Source organism: Ruegeria sp. YTSA219, from assembly GCF_059609985.1.
Window position 1 is genome coordinate 151,411 of the sequence record NZ_JBXWMT010000009.1, and the last position, 18,552, is coordinate 169,962.

The window sequence follows — 18,552 nt, forward strand, 5'->3', positions numbered from 1 at the left end:
TGGTCCCGCCGGCCCGGATCTAAATTGGAAAATCCGGGCGGCTCAGCCAGGAAAAGGTATGTTATGCAAATTGACGTCTCTCGCGATGTATTCAGGCTGGCTCAGGTCTTTACAATTTCACGTGGGTCACGGACCGAGGCCAAGGTTCTGACTGTACGCATTTCTGACGGCCAGTATCAGGGCTGGGGCGAATGTGTGCCCTATGCGCGTTATGGTGAAACACTGGATTCGGTCGAGGCTGAAATTGCCGGATTGCCCGACAGTTTCGACCGAGTGCAACTGATGGACCTATTGCCTGCGGGCGCTGCACGGAATGCCGTAGATTGTGCGCTGTGGGATCTTGAGGCCAAGCGTGCCGGTAAACGCGTCTGGAATCTGGCTGGGCTGCCTCAGCCGGGCCCCGAAATCACGGCCTATACATTGTCATTGGACACCGCCGAGGCGATGCAGGCGCAGGCGGCTGCGAATGCACATCGCCCGCTTTTAAAGATCAAACTGGGCACGCCGGATGACATGCCCCGACTTGAAGCCGTTCGCGCAGGCGCACCGGATGCGACAATCATCGTGGACGCAAATGAAGGTTGGTCCGCCGCCGTTTACACCGATCTTGCGCCACATCTTGTGCGCCTGGGTGTGGCCTTGGTCGAGCAACCTCTGCCCGCCGGTGACGATGACGCGCTGATCGGGATGGAGCGCCCGGTTCCCGTATGCGCCGACGAATCCTGCCATGATCGTGCCAGCCTGCCCAAACTGAAGGGCAAATATGATGTGATCAACATCAAGCTCGACAAGACCGGAGGTCTGACCGAAGCGCTGGAGCTGCGCAAAGCGGCGATTGCTGAAGGCTATGACATCATGGTCGGCTGTATGGTCGGCAGCTCTTTGGCGATGGCCCCTGCGACATTGCTGGCGCAGGGTGCGATGGTAACGGACCTTGACGGACCACTTCTGTTGGCCGAAGACCGCGACAACCCGCTGACTTTTGATGATGCCGGAGTGTACCCGCCATTGGCGGCGCTCTGGGGCTAAGGAGATTGACATGACCCGCACCGTTTATGTGAATGGCGACTACCTGCCCGAAACCGAAGCCACAGTGTCGATCTTTGATCGTGGCTTCCTGATGGCCGATGCCGTGTATGAGGTGACCAGCGTTCTGGACGGCAAGCTGATCGACTTCGAAGGCCACGCGGTCCGCCTCAAGCGCTCGCTGGACGAATTACAGATGGCTGAACCCTGCGCGAAGGACGAGCTGCTGGAGATCCACCGCAAGCTGGTTGAGTTGAACGGCATTGAAGAGGGGCTGGTCTATCTCCAGGTCACGCGCGGCAGCGACGGCGACCGAGATTTTGCATTTCCTGCGGCTGATACCAAACCCACACTGGTTTTGTTCACCCAAAACAAGCCGGGTCTGGCAGACAGCCCTGCTGCCCGGAAAGGTGCCAAGGTCATCTCGATCGAGGATATCCGTTGGGGCCGGCGCGACATCAAGACGACACAACTGCTCTATCCCTCGCTGGGCAAGATGATGGCCAAGGCTGCGGGCTGTGATGATGCCTGGATGGTGGAAGGCGGCTATGTGACCGAGGGCACCAGCAACAACGCGTATTTTGTCAAAGGCAACAAGATTGTCACCCGGCCGTTGTCGAGCGACATCCTGCACGGCATCACCCGCAAGGCCGTTCTGCGAATGGCAGCCGAAGCGCAGATGGTTGTCGAAGAACGCCTGTTCACTATCGACGAGGCCAAGGAGGCCGATGAGGCGTTCACCACCTCTGCCAGTGCTTTTGTCATGCCTGTGGTTGAAATTGACGGCACAGCGCTGGGCGACGGCACGCCGGGACCCATAGCCAAACGTCTGCGTGAGATTTATCTGGACGAAAGCCGCAAGGCAGCACTCTAAAGAAATCCCATGCTGGGCGTTTGTGTGGCATGGGGTGGTCGCAACGAATTTGACAACATTTGGTGCCGCGTGCAGGTCTTGGTCGGGATGAACGGCGCAAAGAAGGTGCGGCACCAAAATCTCTGAGCGCGAACTGAACACGATAGTTGGTGATCCTGCATCCTGACAGGCCGCTTTGAGAATAGGCATACTCAGCCTGACAAAGGGTATTGGTATGGCCGAAACCAGGCGGCATATTACGCGCTGAGTTGCGGTTTTCAGGAGCCAACTTCACACATGATGACGGCGAAGCCCCTACGTGTTGCTGGTGTAGCTAGGGGACAGAGGGCCGGAGATGCCCCGTCACACGACCAATGGACCTCAATGGCCGCTATTGGTGCCGATGAAAATGTTGGTCTATCATGTCCTCCTGTGGTCCATTTCAAATGAGTTAACTTATGGCCGATCCATACTCTGACCTCGGCGCGCAAGACACCGCCCTTCAAGAGCGGATCGCAACAGCAATGGAAGTGCGCTGTTTAGAGCCTGCGCAGATTGCAATTCGCAAAGCCTACATGGAAAACCTGAGGCTCCCCAAAGGTGCACGGGCGCTGGAGCTTGGTTCAGGAACAGGACACGTTACCCGAGATTTGTTGGAGCTTGCAGGAGCCGCAACGGCCCATGGAATTGAACCCTCGCCCGTCATGGTCACACGGGCCCAGAAGAGCTTTGGGGATGATGATCGACTTAGCTTCGATATCGGGGATGCCAAAAACACAGGTTTTGAAAGCGAGACCTTTGACCTTGTGTTAATGCACACGTTGTTGTGCCACGTCCCTGGACCTGAAGACGTTGTTCAAGAGGCCTTCCGCCTTTTGAAGCCCGGAGGTGTGCTGGCAATTTGCGATGGCGACTACAGTACCGCAACTGCGCAGATCGCGGACTTTGATCCGCTCGATCAACTCATCAAATTCATGATCAATCAAAATGTCACTAATCTTTGGATAATGCGTCAGATTTCAGGCATCCTGGTCGATGCCGGATTTCAACTTGGGGCCCGGAAAGGTCATGGATATGTGGCAGAAGGGGAAGCGACCTATTTTCTCACCGTAATTGAACGCGGAGCGGACCGCATGGTGGAAGAGGGTCTGTTATTTTCCGAAACTGCAGAGGCTTTGAAATCAGAAGCGAAACGCAGACTATCTGCCAAGATGTTTTTTGGTTTTATGTCCTATGTGAGCCAAATCGCAAATAAACCCAAGATCGTTTGACCGTTCTCAGTAATCGGGCAGACAGACATTGCACAGCATCCGGCCTTCTTGGTTCAAAGTGGACCCTGCCAGTTACCAGTAACAAAAAAGGCCGCCCCAAACGGAACGGCCCTTTATTCACTGTCTCTTTACAGAGGATCAGGCGGTCAGAGCAGCCTGAGCCTGGGCGACGATCGCGCCGAACGCTTCCGGTTCGTGCACGGCCAGATCGGCCAGAACTTTACGGTCCACTTCAATACCGGCCAGGTTCAGGCCGTTGATGAAGCGGGAATATGTCAGGGCTTCGTCATGCGAACGCACAGCAGCGTTGATCCGCTGGATCCACAGCGCGCGGAAGTTACGCTTGCGGTTCTTACGGTCGCGGGTTGCATATTGGTTGGCCTTGTCTACGGCCTGACGGGCAACCTTGAAGGTGCTTTTGCGGCGGCCATAGTAACCTTTGGCGGCCTTGATAACCTTCTTGTGACGGGCGTGAGTTACGGTTCCACCTTTAACGCGGGACATGTCTTAATCTCCTCTTATCGATCGTAGGGCATATAGCCCTTGACGATTTTGGCGTCGGGGGCGGACAGGGTGGTGTTGCCACGAGCATCGCGGATGAATTTCTTGGTCCGCTTGATCATGCCGTGACGTTTGCCGGCCTGGCCAGCAAGGACCTTACCGGTCGCAGTCACCTTAAAGCGCTTTTTGGCGCTCGACTTTGTCTTCATCTTAGGCATTTCCGTCTCCTTTCGGGGTTCGGTTCGAAACGCGACTCGGCATGCCATCTCGGCCGGTCACGCGATCAGAAGCGCCGTTTACGCAAGTTCGACCATACTGGCAAGGGGGTTTTGGCTGAATCTGCAATTTTAGCAGCCCAGTCAGGCACCGGGGCGACGCAGGCCGCCCCGGTGGTCTATTTAGTGACCGTATTTGCGGATCTCACCGCTTTTCAGTCTTTCACTATACGATGCCAGTTCCTGACGAACGATCTTCATCAGGAAGTAGAGCGCAAAGACGTTCACAACCGCCATCGCAAAGATCGCCGCATCCGAGAAGTCGATAACCGGGCCGAGGTTGGCCGCAGCACCGATCACCACGAAGACGCAGAAGATGATCTTGAACACCAGCTCTTTGGTGTGCCCCTCACCGAACAGATAGGTCCAGGCCTTCAGGCCATAGTAGGACCAGCTGATCATAGTCGAGAAAGCAAACAGGATCACCGCAATCGCCAGAACATAGGGGAACCAGCTGAACGCGCTGCCAAAGGCGGCAGAGGTCAGGCTGACGCCCGAGTTGCCGTCAACGGTCGCAATAGCGCTTCCTGCTTCGTTCAACATATAGTTGCCGGTCTCGGGGTCGATGATCAGCTGCTGTGTGATGATGATCACCAGCGCGGTCATGGTACAGATCACGACCGTATCGATGAACGGCTCAAGCAGCGAAACAAAGCCTTCTGTGATCGGCTCCTTTGTGCGCACCGCCGAGTGGGCAATCGCAGCAGACCCAACGCCGGCCTCGTTCGAGAACGCGGCCCGTTTGAAGCCCTGGATTAGAGCACCGACCATTCCGCCGGCCACACCAAGACCGGTAAACGCACCGGCAAAGATCTGACCAAAGGCCCAACCGATCATATCCGCATTCATGACGATGATGACCAGAGCCGCCGCGACATACATCACGCCCATAAAGGGCACAACTTTTTCAGTCACTCGCGCGATGGATTTAAGTCCACCGACGATCACCATGAACACGACAACCGCAAAGACCACACCGGTGATCCAACCCGGGTAATTCCCGACGATGCCTGCAATCTGCTGATGCGCCTGATTGGCCTGAAACATGTTGCCCCCGCCCAGCGCTCCAAGAATACAGAAGATCGAGAACACAACCGCCAGGATCTTACCTCCGGGCAGGCCAAGCTCGTCAAAACCCTTGGACATATAGTACATCGGGCCGCCCGAGACGCTGCCGTCTTCGTATTCGTTGCGATACTTTACGCCAAGTGTACATTCGGTGAATTTTGACGCCATGCCCAGAAGACCAGCCAGGATCATCCAGAAGGTCGCCCCGGGGCCACCAATGCCAACAGCAACGGCAACGCCTGCGATATTGCCAAGCCCGACCGTGCCCGACAGGGCAGTGGCCAATGCCTGAAAGTGGCTAACCTCACCAGCATCGTTGGGATCGGAATAGTCGCCTTTGACCAGACTTATCGCGTGGCCGAAAAAGCGCATCTGCACAAAAGCAAAGTACAGAGTAAAGACCGACGCCGCGATAACCAACCACATCACGATCCAGGGAAATCCTGTCCCGGGAATTGGTGCGAATATGAAGCTAACGAATGGCCCAGTGATATCAGCAAAAGCCTGATTGATCTTTTCGTCCAACCCGGGCGCCTCTTGCGCGGCGACGGGGCTGGCCATCAGGGTGGCGGCTGCCAATCCCAGTTGAGATAGTGTTTTCATTCCTGTGCCTCCCTCAATTCACGACCGTGACCGGTACATCGGCATGCATTACAAGGTTTTGCGTTGAGCTGCCGAAGATACGCTTTTTGAGGCCATCCGCGGACGAGCGTCCAACGACAATCTGTACGGCCTTGCTGTCTACCGTGATGGCATTCAGCGTTTCAGCCACATCTCCGTGGCGCACCACTCCGGTCGCGGCGAAACCCGCGGCCTTCAGGGCGTCGACGGCGGGTGCCACCACCCGTGTCGTTGCTAGTTCAATCTCCTCCTCACGCCGCATGTGCCGCTTTGCGTTTTCTTCAGGTGTCTGAAAAGTGTAGGGCGACCATTCAATGACATATGCAACCAGAAGCTCGCATGAACCAATTCTTTCAGCCAAATCTTTGGCGAAGGCGATGGCACGTTCTCCGGATTCTGTCCCGTCCAGTCCTATGACAATTTTTGTTGTCATCTCGTTCCTCCATTTATTGTTCATTTGACCGGGGCCCGTGCCCCCGGCAGGGCAGCCGGAACTTGGAGCATTTATTGTAGACTGCCCTCAAGTCAGTATCAGGAAAAATCACTAGGAAATGGTATTATTTTTGGTCTATTCTCAGTAAATTATCCCATTATGCGCCAAAATTACAGGGAATTTACCTAATGGACAGAGAATTGGACAAGATCGATCAACGCATCCTGCAGGAATTGGAAGCCAATGGCCGCCTGCCAATCGTCGAGCTTGCCATGCGGGTAAACCTGACCAACACCCCGTGCTCAGAGCGTGTAAAACGACTGGAAAGAACCGGCTATATCACCGGATACAGCGCCGTTCTGGACAAGGAGCGGTTGGGTCTCGGGCATATGACGGTTGTGCAGGTTTCCCTGGCTGCAACGTCTGAGAACTCATTGGATAAATTCAACGATGCCGTGCGCGATGTCACCGAAATCGAAAGCTGCCTGATGGTGGCGGGGTCGTTTGATTATCTGTTAACCGTTCGCACACGCGACATCGCCCATTTCCGCCAGACCCTGGGGGAAAAGATCAATAAGCTTCCGGGCATTCACCAGACCAGTTCCTTTACCGTGATGGAAATCGTCAAGGAACCGGTCGGGCAGAATGTCATACCCGCCTGATCAGCCAGGATCCGTGTTATAGATCAGCCTTTCGTCGCAAGGCGCGATCCGCAGGATATTGGTCGTGCCGGGCACGTTGAACGGAACACCAGCGGTGACAACGATCTGATCCGTGTCAGTTGCAAATCCACCAGAACGAGCAGCACGGGCGGCGCTCACGACCGCCCCTTTGAAACGCTCAAGCTCGGGCGTCATTACGCAATGGCAGCCCCAGCTCAGGCATAACCGACGGGCCGTTCCCTTTGCCGGGGTCATTGCAATGATCGGAACTCCGGGGCGTTCGCGCGCGGTCAACAGCGCAGTTGTGCCGCTTTGAGTGAAACAACAGATGGCCTTGATATCCGTTTTCTCGGCAATTTCACGAGCGGCGGCGACGATGCCGTCGGCCACGGTAGTCCCTTTCGCCGTGCGCGATGCTGCGATAATCTGATCATAAGTGGGGTCGGCTTCGACCTCGATGGCGACCTTGTTCATGGTCTGCACGGCCTCGATCGGATATGAGCCAGCGGCAGATTCCGCACTCAGCATAATGGCATCCGTGCCTTCGTAGATTGCGGTTGCCACATCTGAAACCTCGGCGCGCGTGGGCATCGGGCTTTCGATCATGCTTTCCAGCATCTGTGTGGCCACAATCACCGGCTTGGCGGCGCTACGGCACCGGCGGACCAGACGTTTCTGGATCGGAGGCACCGCGGAAACCGGCAGCTCCACGCCCAGATCTCCGCGCGCAACCATAATGCCGTCAGAGGCATCGAGGATGTCGTCAAACGCTTCAACCGCAGCAGGCTTTTCAATCTTGGACAGGATCGAGGCGCGCCCATCGGCCAGTGCCCGAGCCTCAAAAACATCCTTGGCCCGCTGAACGAAACTCAGCGCCAACCAATCCACACCCAGCTGGCAGACGAATTCCAGATCACCACGATCCTTGGCGGACAACGCGGCCAAGGGCAGCACGACATCCGGCACGTTCACGCCCTTTCGGTTCGAAATTGTCCCGCCAACCTCGACGGTACAATTCGCATGATCCTGGCCGCAATCCTGTACGATCAGGCGAATTTTGCCATCATTGACCAAGAGGCGCGCACCGGGTTCCAGCGCAGCAAAAATCTCGGGATGGGGCAGGCATACGCGGCCTGCGTCGCCCGGGGCCGGATCCAGATCCAACCGAAACACGGCGCCCTCGATCAGCTCTTCCGCATCATTGGCAAATACGCCGACACGCAGCTTTGGCCCCTGCAGATCTGCAAGAATGGCGATAGGGCTGTCCAGATCCTTTTCGACCTGACGGATGATCCGGTGCCGCTCGCGGATTTCGTCATGGCTGCCATGGCTCATGTTCAGGCGAAATACGTCGGCTCCAGCTTCGTGCAATGCGCGAATGGTGTCATAGTCATTGGACGCCGGCCCCAGCGTCGCCACGATTTTCACATTTCTCAGGCGTCGCATTGACCTTGTTCTCCTCAAATCATGTCCTGAATTTGCGCGAATGTTACCGCAAACATCGACTCTGCCCGCTTATTGCGCAATTCCCTTTCCGAAGCAACTGTCCTAAACCTGCCGGAAACAACATGACAGGCTTATGACGTATTCTCCGTTTTTTATCCATGGCGCGGATCGCCCTTCCCGCTGGCTGATCACATGTGACCACGCGACCAATACTGTTCCACCGGGAATCAATGGTGGGGATCTTGGCTTGCCGCGTGAGGATATGGAGCGCCACATTGCCTATGACGTGGGCGCCTATGAAGTATCGAAACATCTGGGTGAAATTCTGAACGTGCCTGTGATCGCGGCGAATTTCTCGCGCCTTGTGATCGATCCGAACCGAGGCGAGGACGACCCGACTCTTGTGATGAAACTGTATGATGGGTCAATCATTCCCGGCAACCGTAACGCCGATGCGGATGAGCGCGAGCGGCGTCTGAACATGTGTTACCGCCCTTACCATAGGGCATTGGCTGAGCTGGCCGCACTGCCCCATGCGGTGATCGTGTCGATGCATTCCTTCACCCGGCAGTTGCGTGGACGCGAACCGCGTCCCTGGCATGTCGGTGTGCTGCACACTCCGGATGAGCGTTTTTCGCGCCCACTGATCCACCGGTTGCAGGCTGAAAAGGACCTATGTGTTGGCGTCAATGAACCCTATACTGGCGTTCTGCCGGGCGATGCGATCGACAAGCATTGCACTGCCTTTGGCCGCCCTAATGCGTTAATCGAACTGCGCAATGACCTGATCGCCGACCACGCGGGGCAGCGCGCGTGGGCCGAACGTCTGGGAATTGTCCTGGAAGACGCCCTTTCGCAAAGCGAATTGTGACTTTTGGTGGCTGAGAGCCTGCGCACCATTGAGCGACCACGCCCGAAACCCCATATATCAGGCGAAAGGAGGCGATCATGACGCAAGAGCTTTTGACATCTGTTTTCGGCTGGATGGCGGTGATCAACCTTGCTGTGTTACTATTTTCGACCCTGATGGTCGTGCTGATGCAGGATTGGGCGGCTGGCATCCATAGTCGGATGTTCCAAATGGACCGCGCGGATGTGAAACGTGCGTATTTCAGGTATCTGGCCAATTACAAAATTCTGGTGCTTATCTTTTCCATCGTGCCCTGGCTGGCGTTGAAACTGGCCTAGCGCACTGAGGTGTTGCTGATGATTGAAACGGCCCGCTTTGGTTGTTAGGTCATCTTGAACATATTGGGCAAGCATCCGGAGCGAGAACATGGACCAGAAAACTGAAACCGAACTTCAGGCCGCCGCATTCCGCAGGTTGCAGCAGCACCTGATGGAAGACAGGACCGATGTTCAGAACATCGACATGATGAACCTGGCCGGATTTTGCCGCAACTGCCTGTCGCGCTGGTATCAGGAAGCGGCCAATGAACAGGGCATTGAGATGGACAAGGACGAAGCCCGCCAGATCTTTTACGGGATGACCATGAGCGAATGGAAAGCCAAGTATCAGACCGAAGCCAGTCCTGAAAAGCAGGCGGCTTTTGAAGTCTCATTCGAAGAAAATGTCGGCAAAAAGAGCTGAACGTGAAAATAGAAAGGCCCACCATTTCGGCGGGCCTTTTCTCAGTGAGGCGGCTGTCAACAAAGGTTTCACGGCGTCCGCTACATTCGCTTCTTACGGTTGTTCCGATCCGAAAGCGACTGGCGCGGCGAATTGCGCAAATGCCCAGCTTTACCTCAGCGCTCCTAAGATTTTGCCTTTAAGGCCTGCGCCCGACATTTACGCTTTCTCCGAATTAAGGGATGGTTCTTCTGCTGACTTTCAGTGCAAGAAAGGATGTCTTTGCTCTTACTGACGGGTATGAAACGTGTTGAAACTGATCAAGAATGCGCGGCTCTATACGCCTGAGCCTGTTGGTTTAGGCCATATTCTCACCGCGGGTGAACGCATTATTTACCTCGGTAGCACTCAACCCGAACTGCCGGATCCGCTTCAGGCTGAAGTCGTTGACGTCGAAGGTGCATCGGTTGTTCCGGGTTTGATCGACGGACATGCGCATATCACGGGTGGTGGCGGTGAAACCGGGCCAGCCAGCCGGGTGCCGCCGATGGTCCTGTCCTCGTTCACCCGTGCCGGGGTCACCTCGGTTGTCGGGGTATTGGGTACGGACGATCTGACCCGCAACACGCAGACGTTGGTGCAGCAGGCCTATGGGCTGCGGGAGGAGGGGCTTTCGGCTTGGTGTCACACTGGTGGCTATCACGTCCCTCTGACCACCCTGACCGGTTCCGCCCGGGGTGATATAGTATTCCTTGATCCGGTTATCGGCGTCGGCGAACTGGCGATCAGTGATCACCGGTCAAGCCAACCGACAATGGACGAGTTTCTGCGGATCGCAAGTGAGGCGCATGTCGCGGGCCTGATGACCGGCAAGGCAGGGATCGTGCATTGCCATATGGGCGACGGCGACAGGGGCCTTTCGATGTTGGAACAGGCAATCGAGACCTGCGAAATCCCCGCACGCGTCTTCAATCCAACTCATGTCAATCGCAACAAACCCCTCTTTGAACAGGCTGTCGCGTTGGCGCGGCACGGATGTTACATCGACGCGACCGCATTCCCTTGCGAGCATATCGAGCCGGGCATATCAGCCGCCGAGGCCTATATCCAATTTCGCGATCTGGGTGGTCGTGCGGACCGTTTCACCATCAGCTCTGATGGGGGTGGCTGCCTGCCGGCCTTTGACCGTGAGGGCAATCTGACACGGTTTGGTGTGGGGTTGTCCGACACTCTGCCAGAAACGCTGCGCGAGCTGACCGACAAAGGAATGCCCCTGTCAGATGCGCTGGCCCCGCTAACGTCAAATGTCGCCGATCTGCTCAAGCTGCACCGAAAAGGCCGTTTGAACGTAGGTATGGACGCCGATCTGGTGGTTCTTGACGAAAACACCGCTGTGCGGCATGTGATGGCCCGGGGGGAATGGCATGTCCGCGATGGCCAGATAGCCCGGCGCGGCTTGTATGAACAGATTTGAACGTCCGCGCGGTCCCCGGTGGCTGCCCGCTATAGCTCCGGAAGGTAGTTAAGATATGTGCCCTGCACCCATTGATGCAGAGACCCCGCGCGGGTTCATCATCCCGATCGGCGGTGGCGAAGACCGCGTCAAGGAAATGCAGATTCACCGCAAATTCGTAGAGCTGTCCGGCGGCGGCGATGCCGATATTGTCGTGATCCCGACAGCCTCGATGCTGGAAGAAACAGGGCCGGATTATAACCGCATTTTCTCTGAGCTTGGAGCGGGTCAGGTTGAGTTCCTGCCCATCTCGCGTCGCGCCGATTGCGACAATCCCGACTATGCCGAGATGTTGGACCGCGCCACCGGGATATTCATGACCGGCGGGAACCAGCTGCGCTTGTCGGCGATTCTGGGTGGCACGCTTGTTGCTCAGAAAATCCGGCGCCGGAATGCGGCGGGGATACCGATTGCGGGAACCTCAGCCGGGGCGTCGGTCATGTCCGAGCATATGGTTGCAGGCGGCAGCAGCAATTCCGCCCCAGCCGAAGGCAATATCACTCTGGCCCCGGGCATGGGTTTGACCAATGCAGTCATCATTGACCAGCATTTCACGCAGCGTAACCGCCTGGGGCGCCTGTTAACCGCCTCATCTTTCAACCCTTTCCTGATCGGGTTGGGCGTTGACGAAGACACGGCGGCCTTCATTGGGCCCGATAACGTCCTTGAGGTCGTAGGCAGTGGAACGGTCACTGTGGTGGATGCCAGCCATCTGACGCATTCATCGATGTGGGATGCCCGCCGCGGAGAGGCGTTGAGCCTTCTGGGACTTCGGCTTGACGTTCTGGGCGAAGGGTGCCGTTATGATCTGACGGCTCGGCAGGCGTTTCCGCCGGATGAGCATATGGCGTTCTGTACATTGCCGGACCTGTCCGGGGACGAGGGCGCCGGCGGGGGAAAATAAAAACTAACCAACAGGGTGCCTCATGAAAATAATTTCGACCAACGTCTTTGTCGGCCCGAATGTTTGGGCAAGTTTTCCGGTTATTCGCCACGTTATCGATCTGGGTATTCTGGAAGAATGGCCTTCGGCAAAAATTGGTTCGGAATTTATCGACGCTCTGGTCGCGGCACTTCCCGGTTTGGCAGAACATGGCTGTTCCTATCGCGAACCCGGCGGGTTCATCCGCCGCCTGCGCGAAGATGAGGGCACATGGCTGGGTCATGTGCTGGAACATTGCGCTATCGAGGTTCAAAACGTAGCCGGTACGGATGTGACTTTTGGCCGAACGCGCGGCACTGGCGAACCCGGCCAGTACAACATGGTCTATGAATACCGCCAGCGCGATGTCGGACTGGATGCGGGCAAGCTGGCGATGCGTCTGCTAATGCATCTGTTGCCACACTCCCTCAAGGACCAGGTGGATTACGATTTTGATCCGGATTTCAACTGGGATGATGAGTTACGCAGCTTTGTGCTGCGGGCGCAGCGCAAAGAATTTGGCCCCTCGACCGGCTCGTTGGTCAAGGCGGCACAAGAGCGGGACATTCCGTGGATCAGGCTGAACTCTGGCTCGCTGGTGCAGTTCGGACACGGGAAGTATCAGAAACGCATCCAGGCTACCATCACTTCTGAGACCAAACATATCTCGGTCGAGATTTCCTGCGACAAGGAAGATACCCACAATCTGCTGAACGATCTGGGCCTGCCGGTACCACAGCAGCGCATGGTCTATTCGGCACGCGAGGCGGCAAAAGCAGCTGGGCGTATCGGGTTTCCTGTCGTCGTCAAGCCGCTTGACGCCAATCATGGACGCGGTGTTTCGATCAATCTGAATTCGGAGTCCGAGGTCGAGGCCGGTTTTGCCGAAGCCAAGGAACATTCTCGCAGCAGGGCCATTCTGGTGGAAAGCTTCATCACCGGTTTTGACCACCGAATGTTGGTTGTGAACAACAAACTGGTTGCGGTGGCCAAGCGTGTCCCCGGACATGTCGTTGGAGACGGCACACACACGATTGCCGAACTGGTTGACATCGTGAACCAGGATCCACGCCGTGGCATCGGGCACGAGAAAGTGCTGACAATGCTGGAAATCGACAATCAGGCCAAACGCTTGATGGAGAATGCGCGCGTGACCGAAGAAACCGTGCTGCCGGAAGGCGAGATATTCTATCTCCGTTCAACGGCAAATCTTTCGACGGGGGGGACAGCGATTGATCTGACGGATGTGGTGCATCCTGACAATCGTGACATGGCCGAACGCGCCATAATGGCGGTTGGATTGGATGTGGGAGGTGTGGATTTTCTGATCGACGACATCACCAAATCCTACAAGGATATTGGCGGAGCTATCGTCGAGGTGAACGCCGCCCCGGGCTTTCGGATGCACGTGGCGCCGTCCGAAGGTCAGCCCCGCGACGTGGCGGGCAGGGTGATCGACATGTTGTTCCCAGCCACCGAAGAAACCCGCATCCCGATTGCGGCGATCACAGGCACCAACGGCAAGACGACGACCTCGCGGATGCTGGGGCATATTATGAAAACCAGCAGCAAGACCGTTGGCATGACCTCGACCGATGGCGTCTATGTGGACGGTAAACTAAGCGTCAAGGGCGACATGACGGGACCGAAATCCGCACAGATCGTCCTGCGTGATCCGGCGGTCGATTTTGCGGTGATGGAAACCGCACGCGGCGGGCTTGTGCGGTCCGGTCTGGGCTATCAGCGGTCGAACGTGGCGGCGTGTCTGAATGTCTCGGCCGATCATCTGGGTCTCGGCGGCATAAACACGGTCGAGGAGCTGGCCGTTGTCAAGCGCGTGGTGGTTGAAAGCGCTGTGGATACTGCAGTGCTGAATGCCGATGACATCAACTGTCTGAAAATGGCCGACTACGCTCAAGCGGATCAGATTTTCTATGTCACGACCAATCCAGCGCACAGTCTGGTCAAGGAACATATCAAGGCCGGCGGCAAGGCTATCGTGCTTGAAAAAGGCATGAATGGTGACATGCTGACCATCTATGACAACGGGCTTCATATCCCGGTTCTGTGGTCGCATCTGATCCCCGCGACGTTGGAAGGCAAGGCAATTTTCAACGTCCAGAATGCGATGTTCGCCGCCGCGATGGCCTATAGTTTCGGCGTGGACCTAGATAATATCCGTCATGGGCTGCGCACCTTCGACACCAGCTATTTTCAGGCACCTGGACGGATGAATGTCTATGACGAACATCCCTTCAAGGTGATCCTCGATTATGGCCATAACCCCGCCGCGCTGAAAGCGATGGCGGCGCTGGCCGATCAGTTAGAGATCAAGGGCCGCAGGCTGTGCGTGGTAGCGATGCCTGGCGACCGGCGCGACGAAGATATTGTCGATGGGGCCGCCGCCCTGGCCGGACATTTTGATCATTTCATCTGCAAGGCAGATGACCGCCGTCGCGGACGCGGGCATGACGAGGTGCCGCAGATGATGCGTCAAGCCCTGATCGACAACGGAGTGGATGCCGCAGCCATCACGGTCATCCCCGACGAGGTCGAAGCGGTCAGTGCCGCGTTGGAACAGGCCGGACAGGGCGATCTGTTGGTGATCTTTGGTGATGACACAACGCGCTGCTGGAAACAGATCATCTATTTCAATTCTGATGGCGAAGAACCCGAGGTCGCACCTGTGGCAGCCCCCGCCGAAACCTCGTTCGAAGATATGTTCGAAGGCGACCAGAACCTGATCCGGGATGAGCGTGGCGTGCGTCTGGCCCGTGAAATCAGCGAAGACGCGGATTGAGCGGAGGCACCGGAATGGACCGGATCGAAGAGCTTGAGACCGCGCTGACAATAGAAAGCGCGACCGTTGACCATATTCAGGTGGATGACGCCCGGCGTCTGACCGGGCCGGGCCTGCTATGGAACCGACCGGGCGCGGTGATGGATGTTTTCTTCACTGATATCGACGCGACGCAGATCACCGACTTGTGGGAGAAGCATGCGCGCCGGGTTCTGGACGCATTGGGCTGGCAGGGACAGGGTCTGATCCACCGTACCTTTACGGGCGGCGTCAATCTGGCGATCTCGACACCGATGGATCAGCTCTATTCCGGGATATTCGCAGCGCAAACCGCCTGGCATTTCTGTGCTGCAGAACTGCTGGCATCCGAGCCCGGAGATTTCGATCAGATGGTTGCGGATGTCAAAGGCGTCATGGAAATGGAAGCCAATCCTGCGCTGATCGCCTTGATCGCAGCGGCTGAGGCGCATGGCGTGGATATCCTTTGCGATGATGATGAGGTGTCGATCGGGCATGGCACAGGCAGTCAGACTTGGCCTGTTGATGGGCTGCCCACCCCGGGTGAGGTGGACTGGTCTGCGCTGCATGATATCCCGGTCGCGTTCATCACTGGAACCAACGGCAAGACCACTACGACCCGGCTGCTTGAGGCTATCGCGCGCGCTTCGGGCAAGGTCGCCGGGCTAACCTCGACCGAGTTTGTCCGCGTGGGCGATGATATACTGGACCGTGGCGATTACTCGGGCCCCGGCGGCGGGCGGATGTTGCTGCGCGATAAAAGGCTGGAGGTTGCCTGTCTTGAAGTCGCCCGTGGGGGCATCCTGCGCCGGGGTCTGCCGACCCGCGCCGCCACGGCGGCGGCTGTCACCAATGTGGCCAACGACCATCTGGGCCAATACGGGGTCAACACGGTGCCGGAACTGGCCCAGGCCAAATTCGCCGTACATCGAACATTGGCCGAAGGGGGCGTGCTGGTTCTGAATGCCGATGATGACTTTGTCCGTGCCGAGGCGGAGAGTACCTCGGCGAATATCTGGTGGTTTTCGCTGGACGCGCAGAACGACCTGATCCGCCAGGCGCGCGATGCAGACAGGTGCTGCGCCTATGTGCGGCAGGGTGATATCGTGTTTTTCGACGGTGCGGCGGAACAGGTGGTGATTGCAGTTTCCGATGTTCCCCTGACCATGGGCGGCGCTGCGAAATACAATATCCTGAACGCGCTAGCGGCCTTGTGCCTGGCTTTGGCGCTGGACTTGCCCGTTCAGGCGGCTCGGGATGGATTGGCCGGGTTCAAACCAGACGCCAAGGATAATCCAGGCCGTTGCAACGAGTTCCGATACAACGGGGCACGGGTCTTTGTGGATTTTGCACATAACCCGCATTCGATTTCCGCCGTTTGCGATGCGCTGTCGAGCTTGCCAGCAAAACGGCGTTTCATCATGCTCAGCCATGCGGGGGACAGATCGGATCAGGATATCCGGGACGTAACCGCGACAGCGCTGAATTTCCAACCTAACGTGGTCGTCGCAACCGAGCTGGAAGGATATCTAAGAGGCCGCGATTCGGGGGAAATTTCTGATCTGATCGAAAAGACGGCGTTGGAACATGGGTATGGTGCAGAACAAATACTCAGAGCCGCTTCGCCCACACAAGCCGCATCAATGATACTTGAAAAGCTACAACCGGATGATATCGCTTTGTTGCTGGTTCTGTCCGATCGTGACGCTGTTCTCGCTATGCTCGACGGGTAAGAACAGAGGCGCGTGTCGGGATCACAGAGAGGGCGTGTTAGGAAATGAGTTTTTGGGCGGTCGGCAGTCCACATCCGACGCCCTCACCCAGTGTCAATACGGCCCTGTCGGACCTTCGTCCCTATCGTATATCCGCCTCATCCTCGGATTTTTTGTTTTGCGCATTGCATCATACCGTCCCGCAATTCGAGGCCGAGTAAGCTGGTGCGACGCCGTTCAAAGGGCATTGAGCCTCTGAGCCTCTGAGCATTGGCCGTCGGGGCAGGTATGATACCTGCCCTCAACTTGCTCGTGGCTGCTGAAACGGGCTCTAGCTGCCGGCAGAGACGCGCGACGAACCCTGCGGGATCACCTCGTATCCAGGCTCTTCTGGTTCGTCATCCGCCATTTCCGCAGGGAAGCCGGGGGCAAGGATGGAAAGACCGGTGGCGTCCTCTAACCGGCGGATAATGTTGGGCGATAGCTCGCGATCGCCATAGCGTGCAATGCCGTCGTCAAAAATCTGGCAAATCAAGGGTGAGACTTCCAGCGGCACATTGTTTCGTTCGGCAATACTCTGGAACAGGCCCACATCTTTTTTCACCAGATCCATGGTGAATGAGATATCGCGCGAACCGTTCAGGATTACCTGGCTTTCGGTAACATGGGAAAAGCTGTTACCGGACGAAATTTTGATCGCCTCGTAGGCTGTGTTCAGGTCCATACCTGCAGCCTTTGCCGTCACCAACGCTTCGGCATTGGCGACCAGATGGACGGTGGCCAGATAATTGGTAAGTACCTTGAGCATCGAGGCGCTGCCAAGTTCACCGGTATGCAGGATACGGCGTCCCATTGTCTTCAGCAACGGCAGAACTCGCTCGAACGTTGAGCGGTCACAGCCCGCAAAGATCGAGATATTACCAGTGTCGGCGCGGTGGCAACCGCCAGATACCGGGCAATCGACTGCGGCACCACCGGCGGCGATGACGATACCGCCAAGGCGTTCGGCTTCGGCTTGGTCAGTGGTAGACATCTCCAGCCAGATCTTGCCTTCTTTCACCTCTGGCAGCATCTCCTGCATGACAGCGTCCGATGCGGTAGGCGAGGGTAGGCAGGTGATGACGACATCGCAATCACGCATCAATGCTGCGGCATTTTCCGCCAACTTGGCACCCTTGTCCGCCGCCGCTGCCATCAGGTCGCGGTTTAGATCAAGAACCGTCAGGTCGATTCCGTTCCGCAACAGGCTGCCTGAAAGCTTTCCGCCGACATTACCAAGTCCAATGAACCCTACTTTCATCTTCTATTCCTTCCGAGTGTACGAAAAATCCAAACAAACAGATCCGCTAGGTGAGCGGTCGATAAGCGATTCCCGAGAACAAGGTGCCACCGACCCCTTTGTCTGATAAACGACGTTGGAACCTGCAATAACGCCAGGACCGGCCGCGTTTGCCACGAAGTCGAAGCCAAGCGCCGGATTGGCCACGAATGTGGCAATCCTGACTTTCGTCGATGAGACGTCTGGTTTGATCAAGTCCAGATTTCCTGTTCGGATTTGAGACAATTGAAAAACTTGTATCGCGACCTGAGCTGCAAGTGAAAATGATAAAACAGGCTATCTACCACAAAAACTATTTGTCGCTAGATTAGATCAAACCCAATACCCATAGTTGGTTATGCAGCTTCGAGCAGCGGCCCGGCATTTGAACGTTTCGCATATCGATGTCGACCTGTTCAAAGCTTGGCTGCGTGGACAGTTAGCCACGGCTTAGGTTCTGGACCTGTTAATTTGGTTGCCGTCATCCCGCCTGCGTGATTCATACCCGTGAGTTTCAGGGGTATGACATGAGCAATCTATTCT

The 18,552-nt window shown here is 56.6% G+C and carries 17 protein-coding genes; 11 read left to right on the forward strand and 6 right to left on the reverse strand.

What is annotated here, in order from left to right; all coding sequences use genetic code 11:
- Nucleotides 1-63: 63 nt before the first annotated feature.
- The 3 genes from dgcA (at nucleotide 64) to AC2FFB_RS14090 (ending at nucleotide 3,150) form a co-directional block, all read left to right on the forward strand.
- On the forward strand, nucleotides 64-1,029 hold the full coding sequence (gene dgcA, locus AC2FFB_RS14080) for an N-acetyl-D-Glu racemase DgcA (RefSeq protein ID WP_496689979.1): 966 nt from the start codon (nucleotides 64-66) through the stop codon (nucleotides 1,027-1,029).
- 10 nt (nucleotides 1,030-1,039) lie between these two features.
- Nucleotides 1,040-1,900, forward strand: a complete 861-nt coding sequence (locus tag AC2FFB_RS14085) for a D-amino-acid transaminase (RefSeq protein WP_142637899.1) — start codon at nucleotides 1,040-1,042, stop codon at nucleotides 1,898-1,900.
- 503 nt (nucleotides 1,901-2,403) lie between these two features.
- Nucleotides 2,404-3,150, forward strand: a complete 747-nt coding sequence (locus AC2FFB_RS14090; protein WP_496875069.1) for a methyltransferase domain-containing protein — start codon at nucleotides 2,404-2,406, stop codon at nucleotides 3,148-3,150.
- Nucleotides 3,151-3,288: 138 nt separating this feature from the next.
- On the opposite strand, the gene rplT is transcribed toward AC2FFB_RS14090, so the two are convergent.
- The 4 genes from rplT to AC2FFB_RS14110 form a co-directional block, all read right to left on the reverse strand.
- Nucleotides 3,289-3,654: a 50S ribosomal protein L20 gene (rplT, locus tag AC2FFB_RS14095; protein ID WP_142637903.1), complete on the reverse strand. Its 366-nt coding sequence runs from the start codon at nucleotides 3,652-3,654 to the stop codon at nucleotides 3,289-3,291.
- 14 nt (nucleotides 3,655-3,668) lie between these two features.
- Nucleotides 3,669-3,869 carry a 50S ribosomal protein L35 gene (rpmI, locus tag AC2FFB_RS14100; protein WP_010443552.1) on the reverse strand — a complete coding sequence of 67 codons (201 nt, stop codon included), beginning with the start codon at nucleotides 3,867-3,869 and terminating at the stop codon, nucleotides 3,669-3,671.
- Nucleotides 3,870-4,049: 180 nt separating this feature from the next.
- On the reverse strand, nucleotides 4,050-5,597 hold the full coding sequence (locus AC2FFB_RS14105) for an alanine/glycine:cation symporter family protein (RefSeq protein ID WP_271950089.1): 1,548 nt from the start codon (nucleotides 5,595-5,597) through the stop codon (nucleotides 4,050-4,052).
- A 13-nt stretch (nucleotides 5,598-5,610) separates the two neighbouring features.
- Entirely contained in the window at nucleotides 5,611-6,048 is a 438-nt protein-coding gene (locus AC2FFB_RS14110) for a universal stress protein (protein ID WP_142637907.1), read from the reverse strand.
- Between the two features lie 188 nt (nucleotides 6,049-6,236).
- Between AC2FFB_RS14110 and AC2FFB_RS14115 the strand changes: the two genes are divergently transcribed.
- Nucleotides 6,237-6,710, forward strand: a complete 474-nt coding sequence (locus tag AC2FFB_RS14115; protein ID WP_271950091.1) for an Lrp/AsnC family transcriptional regulator — start codon at nucleotides 6,237-6,239, stop codon at nucleotides 6,708-6,710.
- Here the strand turns inward: AC2FFB_RS14115 and pyk are convergent, their stop codons facing one another.
- Nucleotides 6,711-8,156 carry a pyruvate kinase gene (pyk, locus tag AC2FFB_RS14120; RefSeq protein WP_142637911.1) on the reverse strand — a complete coding sequence of 482 codons (1,446 nt, stop codon included), beginning with the start codon at nucleotides 8,154-8,156 and terminating at the stop codon, nucleotides 6,711-6,713.
- A gap of 133 nt (nucleotides 8,157-8,289) precedes the next feature.
- Between pyk and AC2FFB_RS14125 the strand changes: the two genes are divergently transcribed.
- From AC2FFB_RS14125 to AC2FFB_RS14155, 7 genes are all read left to right on the forward strand, one after another.
- Nucleotides 8,290-9,027: an N-formylglutamate amidohydrolase gene (locus AC2FFB_RS14125; protein ID WP_496875064.1), complete on the forward strand. Its 738-nt coding sequence runs from the start codon at nucleotides 8,290-8,292 to the stop codon at nucleotides 9,025-9,027.
- A 77-nt stretch (nucleotides 9,028-9,104) separates the two neighbouring features.
- Nucleotides 9,105-9,344, forward strand: coding sequence for a DUF6868 family protein (locus AC2FFB_RS14130; RefSeq protein ID WP_142637915.1), 240 nt, complete (start codon nucleotides 9,105-9,107; stop codon nucleotides 9,342-9,344).
- Nucleotides 9,345-9,432: 88 nt separating this feature from the next.
- Nucleotides 9,433-9,747 (forward strand): DUF1244 domain-containing protein, encoded by a 315-nt coding sequence (locus AC2FFB_RS14135; protein WP_142637917.1) that lies wholly within the window; start codon nucleotides 9,433-9,435, stop codon nucleotides 9,745-9,747.
- A 286-nt stretch (nucleotides 9,748-10,033) separates the two neighbouring features.
- Nucleotides 10,034-11,200: a beta-aspartyl-peptidase gene (gene iadA, locus AC2FFB_RS14140; RefSeq protein WP_496875065.1), complete on the forward strand. Its 1,167-nt coding sequence runs from the start codon at nucleotides 10,034-10,036 to the stop codon at nucleotides 11,198-11,200.
- Nucleotides 11,201-11,255: 55 nt separating this feature from the next.
- Nucleotides 11,256-12,143: a cyanophycinase gene (locus AC2FFB_RS14145; RefSeq protein ID WP_142637921.1), complete on the forward strand. Its 888-nt coding sequence runs from the start codon at nucleotides 11,256-11,258 to the stop codon at nucleotides 12,141-12,143.
- A 22-nt stretch (nucleotides 12,144-12,165) separates the two neighbouring features.
- On the forward strand, nucleotides 12,166-14,961 hold the full coding sequence (gene cphA, locus AC2FFB_RS14150; RefSeq protein WP_496875066.1) for a cyanophycin synthetase: 2,796 nt from the start codon (nucleotides 12,166-12,168) through the stop codon (nucleotides 14,959-14,961).
- Between the two features lie 14 nt (nucleotides 14,962-14,975).
- On the forward strand, nucleotides 14,976-16,712 hold the full coding sequence (locus AC2FFB_RS14155) for a Mur ligase family protein (protein ID WP_496713176.1): 1,737 nt from the start codon (nucleotides 14,976-14,978) through the stop codon (nucleotides 16,710-16,712).
- A gap of 310 nt (nucleotides 16,713-17,022) precedes the next feature.
- On the opposite strand, the gene AC2FFB_RS14160 is transcribed toward AC2FFB_RS14155, so the two are convergent.
- A complete protein-coding gene (locus AC2FFB_RS14160; protein WP_496693964.1) occupies nucleotides 17,023-17,991 on the reverse strand; it encodes an NAD(P)-dependent oxidoreductase in 969 nt (322 codons plus the stop codon).
- Nucleotides 17,992-18,552 lie beyond the last annotated feature (561 nt).